The 24,960-nt window shown below is 71.4% G+C and carries 22 protein-coding genes; 3 read left to right on the top strand and 19 right to left on the bottom strand.

Going from position 1 to position 24,960, the window contains the following annotated elements; genetic code table 11:
* Window positions 1-17 precede the first annotated feature (17 nt).
* From ACIPWY_RS24320 to rimP, 8 genes are all read right to left on the bottom strand, one after another.
* Entirely contained in the window at window positions 18-3,539 is a 3,522-nt protein-coding gene (locus tag ACIPWY_RS24320; protein WP_401534918.1) for a serine protease, read from the bottom strand.
* Between the two features lie 227 nt (window positions 3,540-3,766).
* Window positions 3,767-4,675: a tRNA pseudouridine(55) synthase TruB gene (gene truB, locus ACIPWY_RS24315; RefSeq protein ID WP_227297573.1), complete on the bottom strand. Its 909-nt coding sequence runs from the start codon at window positions 4,673-4,675 to the stop codon at window positions 3,767-3,769.
* Window positions 4,672-5,133, bottom strand: a complete 462-nt coding sequence (gene rbfA / locus ACIPWY_RS24310) for a 30S ribosome-binding factor RbfA (RefSeq protein WP_362908659.1) — start codon at window positions 5,131-5,133, stop codon at window positions 4,672-4,674. Before rbfA ends, truB begins: the two co-directional genes overlap by 4 nt.
* A gap of 33 nt (window positions 5,134-5,166) precedes the next feature.
* The gene (locus ACIPWY_RS24305) at window positions 5,167-5,460 is read right to left on the bottom strand and encodes a DUF503 domain-containing protein (RefSeq protein ID WP_362908661.1); all 294 of its coding nucleotides are present in this window, start codon (window positions 5,458-5,460) and stop codon (window positions 5,167-5,169) included.
* 142 nt (window positions 5,461-5,602) lie between these two features.
* Entirely contained in the window at window positions 5,603-8,716 is a 3,114-nt protein-coding gene (infB, locus tag ACIPWY_RS24300; RefSeq protein ID WP_362908662.1) for a translation initiation factor IF-2, read from the bottom strand.
* 146 nt (window positions 8,717-8,862) lie between these two features.
* Window positions 8,863-9,141 carry a YlxR family protein gene (locus ACIPWY_RS24295; RefSeq protein WP_116509242.1) on the bottom strand — a complete coding sequence of 93 codons (279 nt, stop codon included), beginning with the start codon at window positions 9,139-9,141 and terminating at the stop codon, window positions 8,863-8,865.
* A gap of 79 nt (window positions 9,142-9,220) precedes the next feature.
* Window positions 9,221-10,210: a transcription termination factor NusA gene (nusA, locus tag ACIPWY_RS24290; protein WP_383882479.1), complete on the bottom strand. Its 990-nt coding sequence runs from the start codon at window positions 10,208-10,210 to the stop codon at window positions 9,221-9,223.
* Window positions 10,211-10,212: 2 nt separating this feature from the next.
* Window positions 10,213-10,725: a ribosome maturation factor RimP gene (gene rimP, locus ACIPWY_RS24285; RefSeq protein WP_227297568.1), complete on the bottom strand. Its 513-nt coding sequence runs from the start codon at window positions 10,723-10,725 to the stop codon at window positions 10,213-10,215.
* 183 nt (window positions 10,726-10,908) lie between these two features.
* On the opposite strand from rimP, the gene ACIPWY_RS24280 reads away from it, so the two are divergent.
* The 3 genes from ACIPWY_RS24280 to ACIPWY_RS24270 all read left to right on the top strand — a co-directional run bounded on the left by ACIPWY_RS24280 (window position 10,909) and on the right by ACIPWY_RS24270 (window position 12,897).
* A complete protein-coding gene (locus tag ACIPWY_RS24280; protein WP_393705070.1) occupies window positions 10,909-11,421 on the top strand; it encodes a hypothetical protein in 513 nt (170 codons plus the stop codon).
* 1 nt (window position 11,422) lies between these two features.
* Complete coding sequence (locus ACIPWY_RS24275) at window positions 11,423-11,923, top strand: DUF4439 domain-containing protein (RefSeq protein WP_393705068.1); 501 nt, start codon at window positions 11,423-11,425, stop codon at window positions 11,921-11,923.
* A gap of 71 nt (window positions 11,924-11,994) precedes the next feature.
* Window positions 11,995-12,897, top strand: a complete 903-nt coding sequence (locus tag ACIPWY_RS24270; RefSeq protein WP_362908666.1) for an aminoglycoside phosphotransferase family protein — start codon at window positions 11,995-11,997, stop codon at window positions 12,895-12,897.
* A 69-nt stretch (window positions 12,898-12,966) separates the two neighbouring features.
* Here ACIPWY_RS24270 and ACIPWY_RS24265 read toward each other — a convergent pair whose 3' ends face one another.
* The 11 genes from ACIPWY_RS24265 to ACIPWY_RS24215 form a co-directional block, all read right to left on the bottom strand.
* On the bottom strand, window positions 12,967-14,661 hold the full coding sequence (locus tag ACIPWY_RS24265; RefSeq protein ID WP_362908667.1) for a proline--tRNA ligase: 1,695 nt from the start codon (window positions 14,659-14,661) through the stop codon (window positions 12,967-12,969).
* 79 nt (window positions 14,662-14,740) lie between these two features.
* A complete protein-coding gene (locus ACIPWY_RS24260) occupies window positions 14,741-15,283 on the bottom strand; it encodes a GNAT family N-acetyltransferase (RefSeq protein ID WP_383882493.1) in 543 nt (180 codons plus the stop codon).
* A 40-nt stretch (window positions 15,284-15,323) separates the two neighbouring features.
* Complete coding sequence (locus ACIPWY_RS24255) at window positions 15,324-16,088, bottom strand: ABC transporter ATP-binding protein (protein WP_362908669.1); 765 nt, start codon at window positions 16,086-16,088, stop codon at window positions 15,324-15,326.
* On the bottom strand, window positions 16,085-16,885 hold the full coding sequence (locus tag ACIPWY_RS24250; protein ID WP_362908670.1) for an ABC transporter ATP-binding protein: 801 nt from the start codon (window positions 16,883-16,885) through the stop codon (window positions 16,085-16,087). Before ACIPWY_RS24250 ends, ACIPWY_RS24255 begins: the two co-directional genes overlap by 4 nt.
* Window positions 16,882-17,700, bottom strand: a complete 819-nt coding sequence (locus ACIPWY_RS24245) for an ABC transporter permease (RefSeq protein WP_362908671.1) — start codon at window positions 17,698-17,700, stop codon at window positions 16,882-16,884. The genes ACIPWY_RS24250 and ACIPWY_RS24245 overlap by 4 nt, the downstream gene beginning before the upstream one ends.
* Window positions 17,697-18,662 carry an ABC transporter permease gene (locus ACIPWY_RS24240; RefSeq protein WP_393705064.1) on the bottom strand — a complete coding sequence of 322 codons (966 nt, stop codon included), beginning with the start codon at window positions 18,660-18,662 and terminating at the stop codon, window positions 17,697-17,699. Before ACIPWY_RS24240 ends, ACIPWY_RS24245 begins: the two co-directional genes overlap by 4 nt.
* Window positions 18,662-20,188 (bottom strand): ABC transporter substrate-binding protein, encoded by a 1,527-nt coding sequence (locus ACIPWY_RS24235; protein WP_401534902.1) that lies wholly within the window; start codon window positions 20,186-20,188, stop codon window positions 18,662-18,664. The genes ACIPWY_RS24240 and ACIPWY_RS24235 overlap by 1 nt, the downstream gene beginning before the upstream one ends.
* Window positions 20,189-20,230: 42 nt before the next feature.
* Window positions 20,231-20,953: a DUF1684 domain-containing protein gene (locus ACIPWY_RS24230; RefSeq protein WP_393705060.1), complete on the bottom strand. Its 723-nt coding sequence runs from the start codon at window positions 20,951-20,953 to the stop codon at window positions 20,231-20,233.
* 159 nt (window positions 20,954-21,112) lie between these two features.
* Window positions 21,113-21,961, bottom strand: coding sequence for a GNAT family N-acetyltransferase (locus tag ACIPWY_RS24225; protein WP_393705058.1), 849 nt, complete (start codon window positions 21,959-21,961; stop codon window positions 21,113-21,115).
* A 304-nt stretch (window positions 21,962-22,265) separates the two neighbouring features.
* Window positions 22,266-23,423: a flavodoxin-dependent (E)-4-hydroxy-3-methylbut-2-enyl-diphosphate synthase gene (gene ispG / locus ACIPWY_RS24220; RefSeq protein ID WP_326773875.1), complete on the bottom strand. Its 1,158-nt coding sequence runs from the start codon at window positions 23,421-23,423 to the stop codon at window positions 22,266-22,268.
* A gap of 243 nt (window positions 23,424-23,666) precedes the next feature.
* Window positions 23,667-24,959, bottom strand: coding sequence for a site-2 protease family protein (locus tag ACIPWY_RS24215; RefSeq protein ID WP_362908717.1), 1,293 nt, complete (start codon window positions 24,957-24,959; stop codon window positions 23,667-23,669).
* Between the last annotated feature and the right edge of the window lies 1 nt (window position 24,960).

Raw genomic sequence — 24,960 nt, 5'->3', positions numbered from 1 at the left:
GTACCGGCATGGGCAGGTCAGGCGGGTACGCGTACCCCGGCCAGGCCCTCGATCACCCGGCGGGCGCTCGGCCCGACGAGCGCGGCCCACTCGCGCGGCGCCTGTGCCAGCCACTGGACGAGCAGGGCGGCGAACCCGGGTACCGAGTCCGCGAGCTCGACGAGCCCGCGGTCGAAGCGTGCGGCGCCCTCCGGGGTGCGGACGAGCCGCTGCCCGGCGCGCCGCACCAGGTCGCGGGTGCGGGGCACACCGGCTCCCTCCGTGCTGTGGACGGCAGTCCGCAGCACGGCGTCGAGCACGTCCGGGTCGTCCTCGTGGGCGAGGAGCACGTCGAGGAGTTCGCCGCGCAGGGCGCGTGAGGCGCCGGTGCCGGGTGCGGCGAGGACGGGCGCGAGCGCGGCCCGTCCGGGTGCCGGACAGGTCCGCAGCAGCCCCGTGACGAGGGGGAAGAGGACAGCTCGCCCGGCCGGCCCGTGCTCCAGGCACCGGTCGACGTACGCGGCGATGTCCTGAGCGGCGTCGGGCCGGTCCGCCGAGAGGTCCTCGACGAGGGCGGCCGCCCGCCGCGCGAGCGCGGGCGCCGTCACGTCGGCGAGCGCCTCCAGCACGTCGGCCGCGCCGCCCGGCTCCCGCGCCCGGTCCCGGAAGGCACGGACGACGGGCTCCGGGTGCGTGGCGAGAGCGGTGGCGAGCGCGCTCACCGGCACCAGCGGATCACCGTCAGCGAACCGCTCCAGGGCCCGCGCCAGATAGGTGCCGCGAGTCTGCGGGTCACGTACGAGGAGGGCGAGCGCGGCGCCGTGCGTGGCGCTGTGCGAGGCGCCCAGCGTGGCCACGTGTACGGCGCCGCCCGGAGCCCCGCGCACGGCGCCGTCCACGGCCCCGCCGGTCGCGCGGGCGAGCAGCCCGAGCGCGGCGTAGCGCAGCAGGCGGCGATCGGCGTCGGTGGTGACGTGCGGGGCGACCCGCAGGGCGTAGGTGACGGCGGACGCACGGCGGGCGGGGCGTTCGTCGTGTGCCCAGCGGTCGACGGCGCGGCACAGCGCGGACGGCTCCTCGTCGGCGAGCACGGCGAGGAGTTCGTCGCCGTGCGGGTGCAGGCTGTCGACGAGTGCCTCGGTGAGGTCGTCGAGGGCGCGGTGCCGGTGCGTGTGCAGGAGCGCCTGGGCCGCGGTGGCGACGGTCGCGTCGGGCAGGGCGGGCAGCGGCCGCGCGTCGTCGAACCAGCGGGTGAGGAGGACCTGGACGCCGGCCGGGTCCTCGGCCAGCAGGTCGGCGACGGTGTCCAGGTGGCGGCCGTGGCTCCCGGGCGGCGGATCGTGCACGACGAGGCGGCGCAGGAGGCCGAGGCGGTCGGCGTCCGTGACGGGGACGCGGCGCCAGAACGAGGGGGCGAGGCGTCCCCGGTCGGCGAGGGGTTCGAGCACCCCCAGATAGGGAGTAGCGTCGGGGACGCGCAGGAGCGCCTCCTCGAAGAGGTGGGCCGCCCACCAGGAGGCGTCACCGTCGCCCGGCGTGAGGGATTTCAGCGCCAACTCGGCCAGATGAGCGCCGAGTTGGAGCTGGCCCTGCTGCCGCTCGACGAGCAGGAGGGCCTGGACGACGGGGCCCGCGCGGTGCCGGGGCACGGGCACGGCGGGCGCGGCCCGGCCGACGGATCTGCCGACGTCCCGGTACGCCAGCGCCCGCAGCGCCTCGTCCAGGTCCAGATGCATGCCCTGGATCCAGTCGGCGACCTCCTCGTGCGCGAACCGGTAGCCACGTCCCGCGGGGACGAGTACGCCTTCGGCGAGGACCGCCGGGGCCCACGCCGTGACACCCCCACCACGGCCCCCCGGCAGCGCGCCCCAGGGGAACACCTCCTCGAACGCCTCCCTGTCCAGCTCGCCCTGCCCCGGGCCCAGGCAGCGCCGCGCCGCCTCGTGGACCTGCCCGGACACCCGGGCGGCGAGCCTGCGCACGGCCGTGCCGCGCAGCCCGTTCACGGCGGCGAGGCGCACCGCCACCCGCAGGCACATGAGGTCGAGATACGCGGCGAAGACGGCGTCCCGGTCGGCGCTGCCCGGCACGGGCCCGGGCAGCGCGGCCCGCACCTCGGCGAGGAGCCGCAGCGCGAGCGGATGCCGCGCGTCACGGCCGGCGAGCGCCTCCCCGGGCAGCCCGTACCGCTCCCGCGCGAGGCGGGCCTGGTCAGCGGTCAGCTCCCCCAGCGGGACACAGGCGGGCAGCCGCCCGGTCCGCCCGTACAGCACACGGGCCGGGAACAGCTCGCCCGCGCGCTCCCAGAACTCCCCCCGGCACGCCACGACGAGCCGCACGCCGGTGTCCCGCAGCCAGCGCGCCGTGCCCTCGGTCCACTCCGCAAGGCGGTGCGCCAGGACGGGCGGCATCTCCTCGGGCCCGTCGAGCAGCAGCACGAGGGGTCGGCCGGCGGCGCGGGCGGGCGCCGTGATCCGCTCCGGCGACACATCGCCGACACCGGCGCCGCCGGACTCCCCGGCCTGTCCGGGGACGGCCCCGGGCAGTGACGCCGCGACGATGCGCCCGGCCCTGACCAGGGCCCGCCGGGCGGCGTCCGCCACGCTCAGGTCGTCCCCGTGGAGGTCCGCGCCGCGCAGCCAGAGGGTGGGCGCGGGGTGGGCACCGCGCCCGCGCCGAGCGGCATACGCGGCGAGTTCCGTCGTGCGGCCGCTGCCCGGCGCTCCCACGAGGGCGAGGACCGCCGCGTCGGCCGCCTCGAACGCGGCGAACTCCCTTGCCACTTCGGGCCGTTCGACCGGCTCCGGGTCGAGGACCGCGCCCGGTCCGTCGGACCCGACCGACGTGGCCGTCAGCTGGAGCACGCCCGCCAGGTTGAGTTCGTCCCCGTACACCGGCACGGTGGCGGCGTTTCGCGCGAGAAGTGCGGCAAGCGGCCCGTCCGGGTCGGTGGCGGCGGCCTCCCGCAGCGGCACGGCGAACCCGGCGGTGCGGTGTCCGGCCGCGAGCGCGGTCCCGAGAACGGCGAGGACGGCTCCCGAAGCGGCGTCGACGACGGGCCCCCCGGCCGCCCCTCCCCCGAGCCGCAGCGCGTCGCGGCCGTCCGTGCCGATGGCCAGCTCCATGGCTCCGGGGACGACATGGAGGCGGTCGGTCGCGGTGTAGGTGACATCGACGTCTCCGAGGATGCGCGCCTCGCGCCAGCCCCCGGCGGCGATCCGTACATAGGCTCCGGCCCCGGCCGGACCCCGGACGGCCACCGGCAAGGGACGCAGGCCGAGACCTTCCGTCCCGTCGGTGCGGATGAGCGCGAGGGCCGATTCGGGCAGCGGGATCACGTCGGCGGCTCCCACGACACAGGTGGTCCCGCCGGGCGCGCGCAGCACGAGGCGGCCGAGTCCGTCCACGACCTCATGGCTGGTGACGACGGTCCCGTGGTCGTCGGCGACGAAGCCGGCGCCGCGCGGGCGCCCTGCCAGATCGAAGACACGGACGAGGGGCGGACCGGTCCCGGGACCCGTCGTGTCCGCGTCCCCGGCCCGGGGGCCCCGTCCCGCCATCGTCGAACCTCCCGCCACGCCCCGTAGGACCGACGGTAGGCGCGCGGTGATCAGCGGAACAGGAGCCGGAGCGAACGCGCCCCCTTCCACTCCCTCGGTTCACTCCGAGCGCCCGCCCGAAGGGGTGAACAGATCGGGGGTGATGGATAGACCCTTGGAGAGGGGGATCGTGGAGCGGCACGCGGCTGACTGCGCGCCGCTCCACGGCGGGGGGGCCGGCGAAGAGATCAGCCGAAGACGGCGAGGCTCTTCGCCTTGCCCTTCGACTCCTCCACGAGCGCGAGGAACACGCCCTCGGGGTCGAACACGGCGACGGGCCCGGCACCCGCGTACTCCCCGGGCACCTCCAGCCGGACCCCGTTGAGCAGCAGCTTGGCGCGCTTGGCGTCCACGTCCCAGCGGGGGAAGGCTGCGGTCGCGGCGTCCGCGACGGGCATCACGGTCAGCTCCTCCTGGAGCTGGTCGAGGGTGCGCGCTGAGTCCAGCTTGTAGGGGCCCACCCGCGTGCGCCGCAGCGCCGTGAGGTGACCGCCGACGCCCAGGTCCGCGCCCAGGTCCCTGGCGAGGGCCCGGATGTACGTCCCGGACGAGCAGACCACCGAGACGACCAGGTCGAGGACCGGGGTTCCGTCCTCCGCGACCGCGTCCCTTATGTCGTAGACGGTGAAGGACGAGACGGTGACCGGCCGCGCCGGGATCTCGAACTCCTCGCCCTCGCGGGCCCGCTTGTAGGAACGCACGCCGTTGATCTTGATGGCGCTGACCTTGGACGGGACCTGCATGATGGCGCCGGTCAGCTTGGCGACCCCGGCGTCGATCGCGTCGCGGCGCACGCCGGACGCGTCCGTGGACGACGTGAGATCGCCCTCGGCGTCGTCGGTCAGCGTGTTCTGGCCGAGCCGGATCGTGCCGAGGTACTCCTTCTCCGTCAGCGCGAGATGGCCGAGCAGCTTGGTCGCCCGCTCCACGCCGAGGACCAGGACACCGGTCGCCATGGGGTCGAGCGTGCCCGCGTGGCCGACGCGGCGGGTCTTCGCAATCCCGCGCATCTTGGCCACCACGTCGTGCGAAGTGAAGCCCGACGGCTTGTCGACAATGACAAGACCGTCGGGCGTCGGGGTGTTCTTCTGCGTCATTCCGAGGCTTCGCCGTCCTCGTCCGCGCCATCCTCGTCCTCGGGCTTGCGGTACGGGTCCGCGCCCCCGGCGAAATCGGCACCGGCGGACACCTCCCGGACCTTCGCGTCCGAGATCCGGGCCTTGTCGAGGAGGTCCTCGATGGCCCGGGCGTTGTCCGGCAGGGCGTCCGCCACGAAGGCCAGGGTCGGCGTGAACTTCACACCGGCCGCCTGGCCCACCGCCGAACGGAGTACACCCTTTGCGCTCTCGAGGCCGGCCGCTGCCGCGGCACGCTCCTCGTCGTCGCCGTAGACCGTGTAGAAGACGGTCGCCTCCCGCAGGTCACCCGTCACCCGGGTGTCCGTGATGGTCACATGCGTACCGAGCCGCGGGTCCTTGATCCCGCGCTGGAGCTTCTGGGCCACCACCTCTCGGATGAGGTCCGCCAGCCTTTTCGCCCGCGCGTTGTCGGCCACTGCGCCGTCTCCTTCTTCGCCTTGCTCTTAAAGTCAGTCTTCGTCGCCGTGGAGCCTGCGTCGAACGGAGAGCAGCTCCACCTCGGGACGGGCGGCGATCAGACGCTCGCACCGGTCCAGTACGTCGGTGAGGTGCCCCGTGTCCCCGGAGACCAGCGCCAGGCCGATCTCGGCCCTGCGGTGCAGTTCCTGGTTCCCGGTCTCCGCCGCACTCACCGCGTACTTGCGCTGGAGTTCGGCGACGATCGGGCGGATCACGGAGCGTTTCTCCTTCAGCGAGTGAACGTCGCCGAGGAGCAGATCAAAGGACAGGGTCCCCACATACATGTGTGTCCGGATGTCCCGCCGGTTCGGGTTCGTGGCCCCGCCGACCACTTGGCGGGGACACCCGAACCGTACACGCAACGGCCGGGGCCGATCGACGGGATTTCGTCCCGCCGACCGGCCCCGACCTTCAACCGTGCGCGGATCAGGCGCGCGGCTTCTCGCGCATCTCGTACGTCGCGATGACGTCGTCGATCTTGATGTCGTTGAAGTTTCCGAGGTTGATACCGCCCTCGAAGCCTTCGCGGATCTCAGTGACGTCGTCCTTGAAGCGACGCAGACCGGAGATGTTGAGGTTCTCCGCGATGACCTTGCCATCGCGCAGCAGGCGCGCCTTGGTGTTGCGCTTGACCTCGCCGGACCGGACGAGCACACCGGCGATGTTGCCCAGCTTGGACGAGCGGAAGATCTCGCGGATCTCCGCCGTGCCGAGCTCGACCTCTTCGTACTCCGGCTTGAGCATGCCCTTGAGGGCCGCCTCGATCTCCTCGATGGCCTGGTAGATCACCGAGTAGTACCGGACGTCGACGCCCTCGCGGTCCGCCATCTGAGCCGCACGGCCCGCAGCGCGGACGTTGAAGCCGATGACGATCGCGTCGGAGCCGGTCGCCAGGTCGATGTCCGACTCGGTGACGGCACCCACGCCGCGGTGCAGGACGCGGATGTCGACCTCTTCGCCGACGTCGAGCTGGAGCAGCGAGGACTCGAGAGCCTCCACCGAACCGGACGCGTCGCCCTTGATGATGAGGTTGAGTTCCTGCACCAGACCGGCCTTGAGGGCCTCGTCCAGGTTCTCCAGGGAGAACCGGACGCCACGCCGCGCGAAGTTGGCGTTGCGCTCGCGAGCGGCACGCTTCTCGGCGATCTGACGGGCCGTACGGTCCTCGTCGACCACCAGGAAGTTGTCGCCGGCACCCGGGACGTTGGTCAGACCCAGGACCAGGACGGGGGTCGACGGACCCGCTTCCTCGACGTTGTTGCCGTTGTCGTCGAGCATCGCCCGGACACGGCCGTACGCGTCGCCGACCACCATCGTGTCGCCGATGCGCAGCGTTCCGCGCTGGACCAGGACCGTCGAGACGGCACCGCGGCCACGGTCGAGGTGGGACTCGATCGCAATACCCTGCGCGTCCTGCTCCGGGTTGGCCCGCAGGTCGAGCGAGGCGTCCGCGGTCAGGACCACGGCCTCCAGCAGGGAGTCGATGTTCAGACCCTGCTTGGCGGAGATGTCGACGAACATCGTGTCGCCGCCGTACTCCTCGGCCACCAGACCGAACTCGGTGAGCTGACCGCGCACCTTGGTCGGGTCGGCACCCTCGACGTCGATCTTGTTGACCGCGACGACGATCGGGACGCCGGCGGCCTTGGCGTGGTTGAGCGCCTCGATCGTCTGCGGCATGACGCCGTCGTTGGCCGCGACCACGAGGATCGCGATGTCGGTCGACTTGGCACCACGGGCACGCATGGCGGTGAACGCCTCGTGACCCGGGGTGTCGATGAAGGTGATGCGACGCTCTTCGTCGTTGACCTCGGTGGAGACCTGGTACGCACCGATGTGCTGCGTGATACCGCCGGCCTCGCCCGCGACGACGTTCGTCTTGCGGATGGTGTCGAGCAGTCGGGTCTTACCGTGGTCGACGTGACCCATGACGGTCACGACCGGCGGACGCGCGACGAGGAACTCCTCGCCACCCTCGTCCTCGCCGAACTCGATGTCGAAGGACTCGAGCAGCTCGCGGTCCTCCTCCTCGGGGCTGACGATCTCGAGGATGTAGTTCATCTCATCCGCGAGGAGCTTCAGCGTCTCGTCGGAGACGGACTGCGTGGCAGTGACCATCTCGCCGAGGTTCATCATCACGGCGACGAGCGACGCCGGGTTGGCGTTGATCTTCTCCGCGAAGTCGGTGAGGGAGGCACCGCGCGACAGACGGACGGACTGTCCGTTGCCGCGAGGCAGCATGACGCCGCCGACCGACGGGGCCTGCATGGCCTCGTACTCCTGGCGCCTCTGCCGCTTCGACTTGCGGCCACGACGGGCGGGCCCGCCGGGACGGCCGAACGCACCCTGTGTGCCACCACGGGCACCGGGACCGCCGGGACGGCCACCACCGGGACGACCGGCGAAACCGCCGCCACCACCGGGACGACCGGCGAAGCCGCCACCGCCACCACCGGGACCTGCCGGACGGCCGGCGAAACCGCCGCCACCGCCACCGGGACGGCCGGCGAAGCCGCCGCCACCGGGACGACCGCCGCCGCCACCCGGGCGACCGCCGCCGCCGGGACCACGGCCACCGCCGGGGCCACCACCGGGACGCGGAGTGCCCGCGGCGGGACGCTGCGGCATCATGCCCGGGTTCGGACGGTTACCACCGGGGGCACCGCCCGGACGCGGGGCGCCGCCCTGCGGACGGGGCATGCCACCGGGGGTCGGACGGGCGCCGCCCTGACCACCCTGCGGACGCGGGGCGCCACCGGGGCCACCCTGCGGGCGCGGGCCGCCGGGGCCACCCTGGCCACCACCGGGACGCGGGGCGCCGCCGGGACGGGGCGCCTGCGGGCGCGCCATTCCGGTGGAGCCGCCGGACGTGAAGGGGTTGTTACCGGGACGCGGGCCGGCGGGACGACCGCCGGGACGCTGACCCTGACCCTGGCCACCCGGGCGCGGAGCACCCTGACGGTCGCCACGGTCGCCGCGCTCGCCACGGCCCTGACCCTGAGCACCCTGGCCGGGACCGGCCGGACGGGCGCCACCGGGCTTGGGGGCACCGGGACGGGCACCCGGACGCGGACCGGCTGCCGGGGAGGCCGCGGGGGCCTGGGCAGCGGGAGCGACCGGAGCCGCGGGCGGCGCCGTGAACTCGGGCGCGGCCGGGGCCGGAGCCGCGGGACGCGGAGCCGGCTTCGGGCCGGGCGTCGGACGCTGACCGGCGGCCGGGGTGACCGGGGCGGCGGCAGCGGGCTTCTCGGCGGCAGCAGGCTTGGGAGCCGGCGGGCGCGGAGCAGCAGGCTTGGCGGCCTGCGCCGGAGACGGGGCCGGACGGGCCGGCGAGGGCTTCGCGGGCGAAGCCTTGCGTGCGGCGGGCTTGCCGCCGCCGCTGCCCTGCTGGAGGGCGTCAGTCAGCTTGCGTACTACGGGCGCCTCGATCGTCGAGGACGCCGAACGGACAAATTCACCGAGTTCTTGGAGCTTGGCCATGACGACCTTGCTCTCCACCCCGAACTCCTTGGCGAGTTCGTATACCCGGACCTTAGCCACTTCGCTCCTTTTAGGTCCGGGTTACGCCGGACCGTCGCTACTTCATGGGCGTACTCATCGCGTGCTCATCGAGTGCTCATCGCAATCTCGACCTACTTCCAACTCGCGGGGGTACCAGGACCGCACGGGGTCCCGTACGGCACGTTCTACGGTGTTACCTGCTCGACGCGGTGGCGCAGGGCCTCCGTATCGAACGGTCCAGGGGCTTTGAACGCCCGCTGGAACGCCCGGCGGCGGACCGCCAGGTCGAGACAGACCAGGGCGGGGTGCACATACGCACCCCGGCCGGGCAGCGTACCGCGATGATCGGGGACACATTCACCCTCGATCACCACGATGCGCAGCAGATCGCTCTTGGCCGTCCGCTCCCGGCATCCCACACACGTGCGCTCTGGGCATGCACGGGCATGCGTCCGGCCAGACACGCTTAAGTCTACCTCCCCGCACCGACCTCACCCCTTTGGGGCAAAAATCGAACGGTTGTTGTCGTGATCTTTGTGGTGGCTACTCCGCCGGCTGCTGCTCGGTGTCCGGACGGATGTCGATCCGCCAGCCGGTGAGCCGCGCGGCGAGGCGGGCGTTCTGGCCCTCCTTGCCGATGGCGAGCGACAGCTGGTAGTCCGGCACGATCACCCGCGCGGAGCGGGCGCCGAGGTCCACCACCTCGACCTTGGACACGCGCGCCGGGGACAGGGCGTTGGCCACCATGTCCGCCGGGTCGTCGGACCAGTCGACGATGTCGATCTTCTCGCCGTTGAGCTCGGCCATGACATTGCGCACACGGCCGCCCATCGGGCCGATGCAGGCGCCCTTGGCGTTCAGGCCCGAGCGGGTCGAGCGGACCGCGATCTTCGTACGGTGCCCGGCCTCGCGCGCGATGGCGCAGATCTCCACGGAACCGTCGGCGATCTCGGGGACCTCGAGCGCGAACAGCTTCTTCACCAGGTTCGGGTGCGTGCGCGACAGGGTCACGGAAGGACCGCGCACACCCTTCGCCACGCGCACCACGTACGAGCGAAGGCGCATGCCGTGCTGGTACTCCTCGCCCGGGACCTGCTCCTGCACCGGCAGGATGGCCTCGAGCTTGCCGATGTCGACGAGCACGTTCTTCGGGTCGCGGCCCTGCTGAACCACGCCCGTCACGATGTCGCCCTCGCGGCCGGCGTACTCGCCGAGCGTCGCGTCGTCCTCGGCGTCGCGCAGCCGCTGCAGGATGACCTGCTTCGCGGTCGTCGCGGCGATGCGGCCGAAGTCGGACGGGGTGTCGTCGAACTCCCGGGCCTCCTGGCCCTCTTCGAGGTCCGCCGGGTCCTCCTTCGCCCACACCGTCACATGTCCGCTCTCACGGTCGAGGTGCACGCGCGCGTGGCGACGGCTTCCCTCGGTGCGGTGGTAGGCGATGAGGAGGGCCGACTCGATCGCCTCGACAAGGAGACCGAAGGAGATCTCCTTCTCCCGCACCAGACCCCGCAGGGCACTCATGTCGATGTCCACGGCTACGCCTCCTCTGCATTCTCTTCGTTCTTGTTCTTACGGTTGAACTCGACCTGGACACGCGCCTTGGCGATGTCGTCGAAGGTGAGCCTGCGGGCGGTGGGCTTGCGCCCCTTCACGCCGGGCACCTCGAGGTCCAGGCCTTCGTCGTCGACCTTCAGGATCCGCGCGACGAGCTCGGTGTCGGCGCCGTCGGCCAGCTGGAACTTCACCAGGCGGTCGACCGCGCGCACGTAGTGCCGGTGCTCGGTCAGCGGCCGCTCGGCGCCGGGGGTGCCGACCTCCAGGTCGTACTCGCCCTCGCCCATGGCGTCCGTCTCGTCGAGCTTCGCCGAGAGCGCGCGGCTCACATCGGCGACCTGGTCCAGATCTGCTCCGGAATCGGAATCGACGACGACTCGCAGCACTCGCTTACGTCCGACCGATGCCACTTCGATCTCTTCGAGATCGAGGCCCTGAGAGCTCACGAGCGGTTCCAGTAGTGACCGCAGCCTCTCGCTCTGGGTGGTGCTCATCCGGGTGACTCCTCGGCCGCGTGTGCTGTTGTGGTCTCGTCGTGCGTCAGGTCAAAGGGTATCCGGTCCAGGGGGGTGTTGCCGTCCACCCGGCGGGGGCCGAAGGTACGGTGATCATTGGGCCTGCCGCCCGCCGCACCTGCTGAATCCTTCCTGCCATCCTTCCTGCCGAGGACGTCTGCCGTGCCGTTGACCACTGGGGCCCCCGCGGGGCCGCGTAGAAGGAGCCTGCTGGCCTCGGTGGCCGGGGCCGCGCTCCTGACCGGCTGTTCCGACGGTGAGGACTCCGCGTCCGACGGTGCCAGGGGGGCGCGCAGCGTGTCCGCCGGTCAGCGGATCAAGGCGCGCGCGGCCCGGGACAGCGGCGACCTGCTCGACCGGTACGAGGCCGCGCTCGCGGCCCATCCGGCCCTGGCAGCACGGCTCGGCCCACTGCGGGACGAGGTGGCCCGGCACGCGAAGAGCTTCGGTGCGCCGGCCCGCCCGGCGGCACCGGCCTCGGTCTCCCCGCCCCCGTCGCCGTCCGCCTCACCGGCGTCCGAGAAGGACACGGTGCGGGCGCTGGCGGCGGCCGAGCGGGAACTCGCCGACCGTCGTGCGGCCGCCCTGGTCGACGCCCCCGCCGAACTGGCGCGGCTGCTCGCCTCGGTGGCCGCCGCGGGCGCCGGCCACGCGTACCTGCTGACGAAGGACTGACATGGCCGACCTGCGCGACGAAGACGACAAGGGCGACAAGGACGACGGCGACAAGCAGCTCCTCGCCGCGGTCCAGGCGGCGTTGGCCGCCGAGCACGCGGCCGTGTACGGCTACGGCGTGGTCGGCGGGCGGGTCGGCGAGGGGCGCAGGCCCGAGGCGCGCACCGCGTACGACGCGCACCGCGCGCGCCGTGACGACCTGCGGCGCACGGTCCGTGACCTCGGCGGCGAGCCCGCGCCGTCCGCCGGCGCCTACGCGCTGCCCTTCCCCGTGCCGGACTCGGCGGCGGCGGCGCGGCTCGCGGCGGACATCGAGGACCGGATCGCCGGGGTCTACTCGGACCTGGTGCGGGCCTCCGAGGGCGCGCGGCGCCGCGGGGCGGCGGACGCGCTGCGGGAGGCGGCGGTGCGGGCGGTGCGGTGGCGGGGCGGCAGCGTAGCCTTCCCTGGTCTCGCCGAGCGGTCCGCGGCGCCCGAAGCGTCCGCGACACCGCAGGCGTAGCCGGCACGGTCACACGTACGGTCCGCGGTCACGGGGACGGTGACGGTCACGGGAAAGGGAGTTACTCGCGCATGTCTTTCGAACCGCCGAAGCGGCTGGTCAACGCGCTCGGTGAGGTGCGCGACGACGGGGCGTCCGCGTGGCTGGCGAGGCTGGCCGGGCCGGCCGGGATTCTTCAAGAGGCCGTGAAGCGGCTTGAGTTGACGGTCGAGCGGGTGCACGTACCGGGCGGGCGCAGCAGTCTCGTCGTCCTGGTGCGGCGGGCCGACGGAACGCCCGCCGTCCTCAAACTGGCGCCGGAGCGCTTCCGCCCGGAGGCCGAGCACGCGGCGCTCACGCACTGGAACGGCTTCGGGGCGGTGCAGCTCCTCGGCGACGGCGGCGACCTGCTCCTGGAGCGCCTGCATCCCGAGGTGTCGGTGCGTTCGCTGCCCGAGGCGAAGGCACTGCTGGAGGCGGCCGGCACGCTGCGCAGGCTGTGGGTGGACCCGCCGTCCTGGCGTTCCTGCGAGACGGTCGCCCACCGGACGGGCCGTCAGGCCGAGGCGATGCGGGCCACCGCCGCCGCGGAGCCGGACGTCGCGCCCCTGGTCGACGCGGCGCTCACGGCTCGGGACGAGCTGCTCGTGGCGCCGCCGGAGGTGCGGCTGCTGCACGGGACGTTCCGGCAGAGCAAGGTGCTGGCCGGGGAGCGGACGCCGTGGCTCGCGGTCGGGCCCGACCCGGTGGTCGGCGAGTGCGCCTTCGATCTCGCACGGCTCGTGAGGGACCGGGTGGAGGACCTGATCGCGTCGCCGTCCGGTGCGGCGACGACGCGGCGTCGCGTGAAGCGGCTCGCGGAGTCCCTCGAGGTGGACCAGGAGCGGCTGCGCGGCTGGACGCTGTTCCGCGCGGTGGAGTCCGGTGTGCGGGCACTGCGCGTGGGGCGCGGTCGGGATGCGGAGTTGTTGCTGGAGTTCGCGAGCTGGCTCTGACCACGCCCGTTCTCACGCAGGCACGTCTGAGGGCCGGGACATGGCGTCCCGGCCCTCAGTGCTCGCGGATCAGGCCGTGAGGCGCGCGATGGCCTCTTCGACCGTCAGCTCCTCGCGCTCACCGGTCTTGCGGTCCTTCAGCTCCACGACGCCCTCGGCCGAACGGCGGCCCGCGACGAGGATCTGCGGGACACCGATCAGCTCGGCGTCGGTGAACTTCACGCCCGGCGAGACACCGGCGCGGTCGTCGACCAGGACGCGGACTCCGGCGGCGCCCAGCTTCTGGGACACGTCGAGCGCCAGCTCCGTCTGGAGGGCCTTGCCGGCGGCGACCACGTGGACGTCGGCCGGGGCGATCTCCTTGGGCCAGCACAGGCCCTTGTCGTCCGCGGTCTGCTCGGCGAGGGCGGCCACCGCGCGGGAGACGCCGATGCCGTACGAGCCCATGGTCACGCGGACCGGCTTGCCCTGGTTGCCGAGGACGTCGAGCTGGAAGGCGTCGGCGTACTTGCGGCCGAGCTGGAAGATGTGGCCGATCTCGATGGCGCGGTCCAGGCGCAGGCCGGTGCCGCACTTGGGGCAGGGGTCGCCCGCCTCGACCACGACGACGTCGAGGTAGTCGTCGACCTCGAAGTCGCGGCCCGCGACGACGTTCTTGGCGTGCTTGCCGGGCTTGTTGGCGCCGGTGATCCAGGCCGTGCCGGCGGCGATGCGCGGGTCGGCGATGTAGCGGACCTTCTCCAGGCCCTGCGGGCCCACGTAACCGCGTACGAGGTCGTCGCGGCCCTCGAAGTCCTCGGCCGTGACGAGCTCGACGACGGCCGGGGAGAGGTGCTCGCCGAGCTTGCCGAGGTCCACCTCGCGGTCGCCGGGAACGCCCACGGCGACGATCTCGCCGTCGACCTTGACCAGGAGGTTCTTCAGGGTCTCCGAGGCCTGGACACCGAGGTGGGCGGCGAGGGTCTCGATGGTCGGGGTGTCGGGGGTGTCGAGTTCCTCGACGGCCGGGTGCTCGGCGCTCGCGGGGACCGGGGCGGCGAAGGTGACGGCCTCGGTGTTGGCGGCGTAGTCGCACGACGGGCAGTCGACGAAGGTGTCCTCGCCGGCCGGGGCCGGGGCGAGGAACTCCTCGGAGGCCGAGCCGCCCATCGCGCCGGACACGGCGGAGACGATGCGGTGGTCGAGGCCGAGGCGCTCGAAGATCTTGATGTACGCCTCGCGGTGCAGGGCGTACGACTCGGCCAGGCCCTCGTCGCTGGTGTCGAAGGAGTACGAGTCCTTCATGAGGAACTCGCGGCCGCGCAGGATGCCGGCGCGCGGGCGGGCCTCGTCGCGGTACTTCGCCTGGATCTGGTAGAGGATCACGGGCAGGTCCTTGTAGGACGAGCACTGGTCCTTGACCAGCTGCGTGAAGATCTCCTCGTGGGTCGGGCCGAGGAGGTACTCCGCGCCCTTGCGGTCCTTGAGGCGGAACAGCTCGGGGCCGTACTCCTCCCAGCGTCCCGTCGCCTCGTAGGGCTCCTTGGGCAGCAGGGCCGGGAGCAGGACCTCCTGGCCGCCCATGTCGTCCATCTCCTCGCGGACCACGCGGGCGACGTTCTCCAGGACCTTCTTGCCCAGCGGCAGCCAGGACCAGATGCCGGCGGCCGTGCGGCGCACGTACCCGGCCCGGACGAGCAGCTTGTGGTTGAGCGTCTCGGCGTCGGCCGGGTCGTCACGCAGTGTCTTGACCATCAACCGGGACATGCGCTGGACCTGGGCCATGATTTTGACTCCTGCTGCGAAAGGTAGGGATGTGCAGGAGGTTAGCCGGGTCCGTCCCGCGCCCGGAAATCGGCTGCCTTCAGCGACGCAGCGGAAGCGGCGCGCCCATGACCGCGTAGGGCCGTGGAGCGCTGGGGAAGAGCACCTGCCGGGCGAGGTCCTCGTAGCCGAGGGAGTGGTACAGGCCGCGGGCCGGGCTGTCGAAGTCGATGGCGGACAGGATCGACCTGGGCTCGGCGGCGCTGTCCGTGATGGTCGTGATGAGGGAGCGGCCGATCCCGCGGTTCTGGTAGCGGGGGTGGACGTGCAGCTCGGTGATCACGAAGGAGTCGTCGAGCCACGCGTCCAGCGCGCGCGTGCGCAGATAGGGCTCCACCACCGTGGACCACCAGTGGGCGCGGTCGTTCGGCATGCCGTAGACGAAGCCGACGAGCCGGCCGCCCGCGGTGTGGGCGCCGAGGGCGCGCGCTCCGGGATAGGTGAGGTGCCGCAGCACGATCTGGCGGCGCACGGCGATCTCGTCGTCGCTCAGGCCGAAGGCGTACGCCTGCACGGCCAGTGCCTCGTCCACGTGTTCCGCGAGGTCGAGAGGCCCGATGGTGACGACGTCGTCCTGGGTCATGACGGGGAGACTACAGGGCCGTCCGGCGGCGCTCAGCTGATCAAACGGGCAGCCTGGGAACGCTGTCGAGCAGCCGCCGCGTGTAGGGGTGTTCGGGCGATCCGAGCACGTCACGGGTCTCGCCCTGCTCGACGACGCGTCCGCGTTCGAGTACGGCGGTCCGTTCGCACAGGGCGGCCACCACGGACAGGTCGTGGGAGACCATGACGATGGTCAGGCCCCGCTCCCGCTTGAGTTCGCCGAGCAGGTCGACGACCTTGACGCGGGTGGTGACGTCGAGGGCGCTGACGGGTTCGTCGGCGAGCAGGACGCGTGGGTCGCAGACGGTGGCCCTGGCGATGGCGATGCGCTGGCGCTGCCCGCCGGAGAACTCGTGCGGGTAGCGTGACGCCGCGTCCGCCGGGAGTCCGACCTGTTCGAGGGCCTCGGCGACCTTCGCGTGCGCGGCGGCGCCGGTGGCCACGCCGAGGGAGCGCAGCGGCTCCGCGACGATGCGGCTGACGCGCCGGCGCGGGTCGAGGGACGCGTACGGGTCCTGGAAGACGCACTGCACGGAGCGGCGGAAGCGCCGCATCTGCTCGCGGTCGCCGAGCCGCAGGGGGTCCCCGTCGAAGCGGACGGTTCCGGTGGTGGGGCGGGCGAGGCCGAGGAGGAGCCGGAGCAGGGTCGTCTTGCCGGCCCCCGATTCGCCGACGAGCGCGAGGCTGTGGCCCGCTTCGACGGTGAGGGAGACGTCCTCGACGACGGGGGTCGCGCTCCCCCGGTAGGTGTGTCCGACCGAGTCGAGTTCGAGTACGGCGGTCATCGGGGCTCTCCCAGGTCCAGGGCGGATTCGAGCTTCCGCGCGCTGTCGACGAGCGCCTTCGTGTACGCCTGCCGGGGCGCGCGCACCAGGTCGCGTACCGTCCCGTCCTCGACGGCGCGCCCGTCCTTCATCACGAGGACGCGGTCGGTGACGCGTGAGACGACGGCCAGGTCGTGGCTGACGAAGAGGACGGCCATCCCGCGCTCCCCGACGAGGGTGTCGAGCAGGACGAGCATCTCGGACTGCACGGTGACGTCGAGCGCGGTGGTCGGCTCGTCGGCGATGAGGAGGTCCGGCTCGCAGGCGAGCGCCATGGCGAGGGCCACGCGCTGGCGCTGGCCGCCGGAGATCTCGTGCGGGAACGCGCGGGCGATGCGCCCGGGTTCGGGCAGCCTGACCTGTTCGAGGGCTTCGGTGACGGCCTTGCGGAGCGCGTCGCCCTTGAGGCCGCGGCGGCGGCGCAGCGGTTCGGCGAGCTGCCGGCCCACGCGCATCAGGGGGTCGAGCGCGGTCAGCGGCTCCTGGAAGACGATCGCGGCGGCGCTGCCCCGGATGCCGACGAGCCGCTTCTCGCTCGCGCCGACGATCTGGGTGCCGTCGAGTTCGACGCTGCCGGTGGCGGTCATCCCGTCGGGCAGCAGGCCGAGCACGGCGAGGGTGGTGAGTGACTTGCCGGAACCGGACTCGCCGATGAGGCCGAGCCGTTCGCCCCGGTCGACGCAGAAGCTGAGGTCGGAGACGAGGGCGCGGCCGTCGCTCGTGCGGATGGTGAGGTCGCGTACGTCGAGCAGGCTCATGCCGCCGTCCTCCTGCGCCGGGCCGGGTCGAAGGTGTCGCGCAGGCCGTCGGCGACGAGGTTGACGCCGATGACGAGCAGGACGAGGAGGATGCCGGGCGCGAGGGCGCCCGCCGGTGCGGTCGTGAACGTCGCCTGGGCCTCCTGGAGCATGCGCCCCCACGAGGCGTTGGGTGGCGGGGCGCCGAGGCCGAGGTAGGACAGGCTCGCCTCGGCGAGGACGGCGAGGCCGAACTGGAGCGCCAGGTTGACCGCGAGCGTGGGCCAGATGTTGGGCAGCACGTGCGCGCCGACGATCCGCGGCCAGGAGGTGCCGGAGGTGCGGGACGCGGTGATGTAGTCCTGCGCGAGGACGCGTTTGGCCAGGATCCGGGTCAGCCGCGCGACGATCGCGCTCTGGGCGAGGCCGATCGCGAGGACGGCCGAGGTGAGGGTCGCCGAGCGGGCCGAGACGATGAGCATGGCGAGCAGCAGCGTCGGGAACGCGATGAGGATGTCGAGCAGGGCCGAGACCGTGTCGTCGAACCAGCCCTGGGCGAACGCGGCTACGAGGCCGAGCGTGATGCCGACGACGGCCGCGATCACGACGGAGCCGAGCCCGGCCGCGATCGCGATCCTGGATCCGGTCATGAGCTGCGTCAGCAGGTCGCGGCCGAGTTTGTCGGTGCCGATCAGGTGTCCGGCGCCGGGTCCGGCGAGCCGTCCGCCGGAGGTGTCGGAGGGGTCGAACGGCAGCCAGAAGAGGGAGACGAGTGCGATGAGGGCGATGAGTCCGGCGAGGACGCATCCCGTCCACAGGGTCGCGGAACGCTTCATCGGGCACCTCCCGAGAGCCGGTGGCGCAGCCGTGGGTCGATGATCCGCTGCACGAGGTCGGCGGCGAAGCCGATGAGCAGCACGGCGAGGGTGGAGACGAACAGGACGCCCTGGATGACGGGGTAGTCGTGCTGGGCGATGCCGGTGGCGAGCAGGGAGCCGAGACCCGGCAGCGCGTACACGGACTCGACGACGACGGCGCCGAGCAGGGTCGACGCGAGTTCGATGCCGAGGACCGAGATGACCGGCACGGAGGCGTTGCGCAGTCCGTGGCGCCACATGGCCTGTCCGAAGGACGAGCCGAGGGCGCGCGAGGTGCGCAGGTAGTCGCTGTCGAGGACGTCGAGCGTCGCCGATCTGACGTAGCGGATCAGGGACGCCGACATGACGAGGGCGATGGTGACGACGGGGAGCACGAGGGAGCGGATCGCATGTGCCGGGTCGGACCAGCCGTCGGGCGGGAAGCCGCCGGACGGCAGCCAGCCCGCGTTCAGCGCGAACGCGGCGATGAGGATCATGCCGAGCCAGAACACCGGGACGGCGATGCCCAGTTGGGACACCGCGCTGAGCAGGCCGCCGTACCAGGTCCGGCGCTTGTGCGCGGCGACGAAGCCGGCCGGGACCGCGATCAGCACGGCGAGCACGAACGCGGACAGGGTCAGCGGCACGGTGACGCTCAGACGCTGGGTGACCTCGGGTCCGACGGGCAGCGAGCTGACGAAGGACGTGCCGAGGTCGCCCGTCGCCAGCTGGCCTATCCAGTGCGTGAACTGCTCGGGCAGCGGTCGGTCGGAGCCGATGGAGTGCCGCGCCGCCGCGATCTGCTCCGGCGAGGCGCCCACGGAGGTGAGCGCGTTCGCCGGGTCGCCGGGCAGCATCCTCAGGAGGACGAACAGGACGACGCTCGCGAGGACCAGGGAGACGACGAGGAAGGCCAGCCGGCGCAGGAGATAGCCGGTCATCAGCCCTTCTTGATGTCGTATGCGAAGAACTGCGAGTTCAGGCCGTTGACCGGGTAGCCGGACAGCTTGCTGCCGGCGACGACGATCTGCGGGTACAGGTACAGCCAGTCGCTGGCGGCGTCCTCGGCGGTCTTGCGGTTGACCTTCTTGAGGAGGTCGGTCTGCGCCTGCGTCGACGATGCCTTCTCGGCGTCCTCGACCCACTTGGTGACCTGCTTGTTGTCGTAGCCCCAGTAGAAGTCGGGGTTGCCGTACCAGACGAGGTCGCGGTCGTTCACGTGCTCCTGGAGCGTGGCCGAGAAGTCGTGGTTCTTGTAGACCTTCGTGTACCACTCGTCGGGCGTGATCGTGTTGATCTTGACGGTGATGCCGACCTTGGCGAGCTGCGACTTGATGAAGGTGGCGGCCGTCGGGTGCGGGTCGTAGTTCGGGGTGTCCAGCGTGAAGCTGAAGCCCTTCGCGTAACCGGCCTCCTTGAGCAGCTTCCTGGCCTCGGCGGGGTCGTACGCGTTGACCTTGGTCAGGTCCTCGTACCAGGGGTCGGTGGGCGGCACCATCGACCCGATCTCCTTGCCGTAGGCGCCCCAGACGGACTCCAGGAGCTTCTTGTCGTCGATCGCGGACGAGACGGCCCTGCGGACCTTGACGTCCGTGAAGGGCTTGGCCTTGTCGTTGAAGGCGAGCAGGAGCTTGGTCGTCGAATCGCCGTCGTTGACCTTGTAGTTCTGGTTGGACTTGAACTGGTCGAGGGCGTCGGGCGACTGCTCGCTGGTGACGACGTCGACGGCGTTCGTCAGGAGCGCGTTGTTCAGCGCGGTCGCGTCCTTGTAGTAGTGGAAGACGGCCTGCTTGTTCGTGGCGGCGGTGCCCCAGTAGCCGGCGAAGCGGTCGAGGCCGAGCGCCGAACCGCGCGTCCACTTGCCCAGCTTGTACGGGCCCGTGCCGTCCTCGGTCGTCTTCAGGTTCCTCGCCTGGTCGTTGATGATCCAGACGTAGGACAGGTTGTAGACGAAGGAGATCGATTTCTGCTTCAGCGTGACCTTCACGGTCTTCGCGTCGGGGGTGTCGACCGACTTGATGACCTCAAGGTTGCTCTTGCGCGCGGACTGCGAGTCCGGCGCGATCACCTTCTCCAGGCTGTACTTGACGTCCTTGCCGGTCAGCGCCTTGCCGCTGTGGAACTTCACGCCGTCGCGCAGGGTGAAGGTGTAGGTGAGCCCGTCGCCGGAGACCTTGTAGTCCTTGGCGAGCAGGTTCTCGACCTTGCCGTCGTCGGTGAGCTTGAACAGGCCCTCGTAGACATTGCCGTTGAGCGCCTCGGTGACGCCCTGGCCGCCGCCCCCGGTGTTGTCCAGATTCTGCGGCTCGTACAGGGAGCCGATGTTGACCGTGGCGTTCTTGTCGTACGCGCCACTGCCGCCGTTGCTGTTGTTGTTGTTGTCGCTGGAGCCACCGCACGCGGCGAGGGTCACGGCGAGGGCGACGGTGAGCACACCGGCGGACAGGGGCTTCTTGGGGAGGTTCATGGGGCTGCCTTCGTGCGGGCGTGGAGGGGGACGCGCGGGAGATCAGTGCTGGTCGGCGAAGCCGGCGCGGAAGACGGGGAGCTTCTCGCCCGCTTCGACGGGCAGATGGAAGCGGTTCTGCCGCGGCGGCATCGGGCAGTTGTACTGATCGGAGAACCCGCAGGGCGGGACGAACGCGCGGTTGAAGTCCAGCCGCACCCGCCCCTCACCGGTGTGCTCGACGAAGAGGAACCGGCCCGCGCCGTAGGTGGCCGACCCGTTGGTCGGGTCGCCGAAGACGAGCAGCAGCGTGCCGTCGTCGTCGAAGGCGCTGAGCGTGTAGTCGGTGCCGTCGACGGTGAGCGCGATGTCGCCCGGGACTGCGAGGTCGCGGGTGCCGCCGTTGTCCCGGATGTGCTCGAAGGCGACGCGGCGGGCGCCCTCCACGGGGGTGTACGTGGCGTCCAGGACCCAGGCCGGGTCGAACGGGAAGGCGTCGGTGCGCTCGAAGTTCCGGATCGCGGGGGACTCGGCGTCCCAGAACCGCAGCGCGTACTCGGGCTCGCCGGTCGCCACGTCGGTGCGCTCGACGGTCGTGACGCTCACACTGTCGCGCTGTCCGGCGCGGGCGGCCGTGAGGTCGGGGCGCTCGCCCGCGGGCAGCCAGCGGGTCTCGACGAGGGCGAGGTTCCCGGTGGGGCCGGTGACGGAGCGGTGCCGCTCGGCACGCCACTCCTCCCAGGCCTGGGAGGGGTCAGTGGCACGGTCGGGCATGGCGGCACTCATTCGCGTAGAAATCCATCAGCATCCACACCGGTGCGCACGGAAGTTGTTCACACTGGGTGAAGCTTGAACCAAAGCTGCTTCTTTATCGTCCATAAGGGACGCTAATGTCAAATGGCGCCAAATATGTGAGACAGCTGCCACCCGGAGCGCGCGAGAGCGTCAGAACAGGACGCTCATGAACGCGCCGACTTCCTCGAACCCGACCCGGCGGTACGCGGCCCGCGCGGGGGTGTTGAAGTCGTTCACGTACAGGCTGACCAGCGGTGCTATGTCCGCGAGCGCATAGCGCATGACCGCCGCCATGCCGGGGGCCGCGAGGCCGCGGCCGCGGTGTTCGGGGGCGATCCACACGCCCTGGATCTGGCAGGCCCGCATCGTCGCGGCGCCGATCTCGGCCTTGAAGATCACCTTGCCGTGCTCGTCGAACCGCGCGAACGAGCGCCCGGAGCCGACCAGCTCGGCCACCCGCGCCTGGTACAGCAGGCCACCGTCACCGGCCAGCGGCGAGACACCGACCTCCTCGGTGAACATCGCCACACAGGCCGGCATGATCGCCTCCATCTCGTCCTTGCGGACGCGGCGGACATACGGATCCGGGGCGATGTCGTCGGGGAGCCGGTCGGCGACCATGAGGGGCTGCTGGGCGCGAACGTCCCTGGCGGGACCCCAGTTCGGTTCGAGCAGCCGCCACAGCTGGGCGGTGGACTCGGCGGGGCCGACGATGGAGGAACAGCGGCGCCCGGCTCTGCGGGCCCGGTCGGCGAACCCGCGCACGGCCCTCGGAGTGGCACAGATCGGCACCAGGTTCGCGCCCGCGTAGCAGAGGGACTCGAGCATCCCGTCCTCGTACCAGCCCCACATCTCGCCGCCCAGCCGCCACGGGTCGAGGCCCGCGACCTGGACGCGGGACGCCACGAAGGCATTGGCAACCGACTCGCGGTCGAGCACGGCGAGCGCGGCGTCGAGGTCACTCGGTTCGAGGACCCGGGTGGTGGTCTGAGTCAACACGTGCGGGGGCCTCACCATACGGTCTGCTGGTCTCCGCACCTTACCTGCCGGAATTGTGCGGCGCCTCTGCCTCTGGGGAGGCGGCTGTTTCAGGGGGCCTGCCTGCGGCGGCCCCGCGCCTGTTCGTCTGCCGGGTTGCTGTCGTCGGGCGGGTGCGGGTGGCTTGTGGTTGCTCGCGCAGTTCCCCGCGCCCCTGAGATGCCCGGCTTCGCCAGGGCATCTCATCGATGAGGCGGCGCCGCACCCGCACAACGACAAGGCCCGTCGTCCCCGGAGGGGCGACGGGCCTCGAGGTCACAACATGTCAGCCGGCGACGGCCACCGTGGGCTCGCCGGAGGCGACGCCGTCCTGTTCCATCTGCTCGGCGATCTTCAGCGCCTCTTCGATGAGGGTCTCGACGATCTTCGACTCGGGGACGGTCTTGATGACCTCGCCCTTCACGAAGATCTGGCCCTTGCCGTTGCCGGAGGCGACGCCGAGGTCCGCCTCGCGGGCCTCGCCCGGTCCGTTCACGACGCAGCCCATGACGGCGACGCGCAGCGGGACCTCCATGCCGTCGAGGCCGGCGGTGACCTCTTCGGCGAGCTTGTAGACGTCGACCTGGGCGCGGCCGCAGGACGGGCAGGAGACGATCTCCAGGCGGCGCGGCTTGAGGTTGAGGGACTCCAGGATCTGGTTGCCCACCTTGATCTCCTCGACCGGCGGGGCCGAGAGGGAGACGCGGATGGTGTCGCCGATGCCCTCGGAGAGCAGCGCGCCGAAGGCGACGGCGGACTTGATGGTGCCCTGGAAGGCCGGGCCCGCCTCGGTGACGCCGAGGTGCAGCGGGTAGTCGCACTGGGCGGCGAGCTGGCGGTAGGCGTTGACCATCACGACCGGGTCGTTGTGCTTGACCGAGATCTTGATGTCGCGGAAGCCGTGCTCCTCGAAGAGGGACGCCTCCCACAGCGCCGACTCGACGAGCGCCTCGGGGGTGGCCTTGCCGTACTTCTTGAGCAGCCGGGCGTCGAGCGAGCCCGCGTTCACCCCGATGCGGATCGGGGTGCCGTGGTCCTTGGCCGCCTGCGCGATCTCCTTGACCTTGTCGTCGAACTGCTTGATGTTGCCCGGGTTCACCCGGACCGCAGCGCAGCCCGCCTCGATGGCGGCGAAGACGTACTTCGGCTGGAAGTGGATGTCCGCGATGACGGGGATCTGCGACTTCCGCGCGATGGTCGCAAGGGCGTCGGCGTCGTCCTGTGTGGGGCATGCCACACGCACGATCTGGCAGCCGGACGCGGTGAGCTCGGCGATCTGCTGGAGCGTGGCGCCGATGTCGGACGTACGGGTCGTCGTCATGGACTGCACCGACACCGGTGCGTCTCCGCCGACCGCCACGGTGCCGACCTGGATCTGCCGGCTCCTGCGGCGCTCGGCGAGCTTGGTCGGAACGGACGGCATGCCGAGAGAAATCGCAGTCATCTGCTGTGCAACCCCAAGGTGTGGAATCGAGACCCGAGAAGAAGACACGGATCGGGGTCCCGTGGTGAGCGGGCTCCAGGCTTCGAGATTACGGCACCGGCCCGGCGCCGGGCACATCACGTCCGGAAGTCCACCCAAAGGTAGGCGGCCAGGCACAGAGCATGCCTGGCCGCCCTCCCGTCTCGCGCCACCGCCCTGCTCGACGCGTGGCGCGCGGTCCCTTTTTCTCTGAACTATGGGTGACTACGAGATTTTGACCGGGTTGACGACGTCCGCGATCAGTACGAGGACGGTGAAGCAGACGAAGATTCCGGCCACGACGTAGGCGACCGGCATCAGCTTCGCCACATCGAACGGGCCGGGGTCGGGCCGCTTGAAGACCTTCGCCACATTCCGTCGCAGCGACTCCCACAGGGCGCCGGCGATGTGCCCGCCGTCCAGGGGCAGCAGCGGCAGCATGTTGAAGAGGAACAGCGACAGGTTGAACCCCGCGACGAGCATCAGGGCCATGCCCAGCTGCTGGGTCGCCGGGATGTCCAGGTTGAAGATCTCCCCGCCTACACGGGCCGCGCCGACCACGCCCATCGGCGAGTCCGGCTCACGCGGGCCGTCGCCGAAGGCCGCGTCCCACAGGGCCGGGATCTTGCCGGGCAGCGCGGCGAGCGAGTGGACGGCGTCGCCGACCCTGTCGCCCATCCACGTCACGGAGTCGCCGAAGTCCTGGCGCACGACACCGGTCGATGCGCTGAAGCCGAGGAATCCGGCGTTGATGTACTCGCCCTGGACGATCTGGCCGCTGCTGTCCTTCTTCGCCACCTGGTTGGTGGCGATCTTGGCGTGCAGGACCTTCTCCTGGCCGTCGCGCAGGACGACGATGTCGACGGACTTGCCGGGGTTGGCGCGGATCTCGTCGGAGAGGGTGCTCCACCGGTCGGTCTTCACGCCGTTGAACGAGAGGATCTTGTCCTTGGCCCGCAGTCCGGCCGCGGCGGCCGGGGAGGCGGGGTCGGACTTCTTGCAGGTGTCGCGGTTCTCGCTCTGCTTGACCACGCAGCTCTGGACCGAGCTGACCGTGGTGGTCTGCTGGGTGATGCCGAATCCCATCAGGACCGTGAAGAACAGGCCGACCGCGAGGATCAGGTTCATGAAGGGGCCCGCGAACATCACGATGACCCTCTTCCACGGCTTGCGCGTGTAGAAGAGGCGGGTCTCGTCGCCCGGCTGGAGCTCCTCGAAGGCCGCCGCCCGCGCGTCCTCGACCATGCTGCGGAACGGTGAGGTGGAGCGGGCCTCGATCTTCCCGTCCGGGCCGGGCGGGAACATGCCGATCATGCGGATGTAGCCGCCCAGCGGGATCGCCTTGACGCCGTACTCCGTATCGCCCTTCCTGCGTGACCAGATCGTCGGGCCGAAGCCGACCATGTACTGCGGCACGCGGATCTTGAAGAGCTTCGCGGTCGACAGATGTCCCAGCTCGTGCCAGGCGATCGAGACGAGCAGTCCGATCGCGAAGACGACTATGCCGAGAATCATCATC

Origin of the sequence: Streptomyces sp. NPDC090032, assembly GCF_044748025.1 — a bacterium.
In the GTDB taxonomy this organism is placed as follows: Bacteria; Actinomycetota; Actinomycetes; order Streptomycetales; family Streptomycetaceae; genus Streptomyces.
Note: the sequence above shows the minus strand (reverse complement) of the source record. Positions and strands in the feature narration are given on the sequence as shown.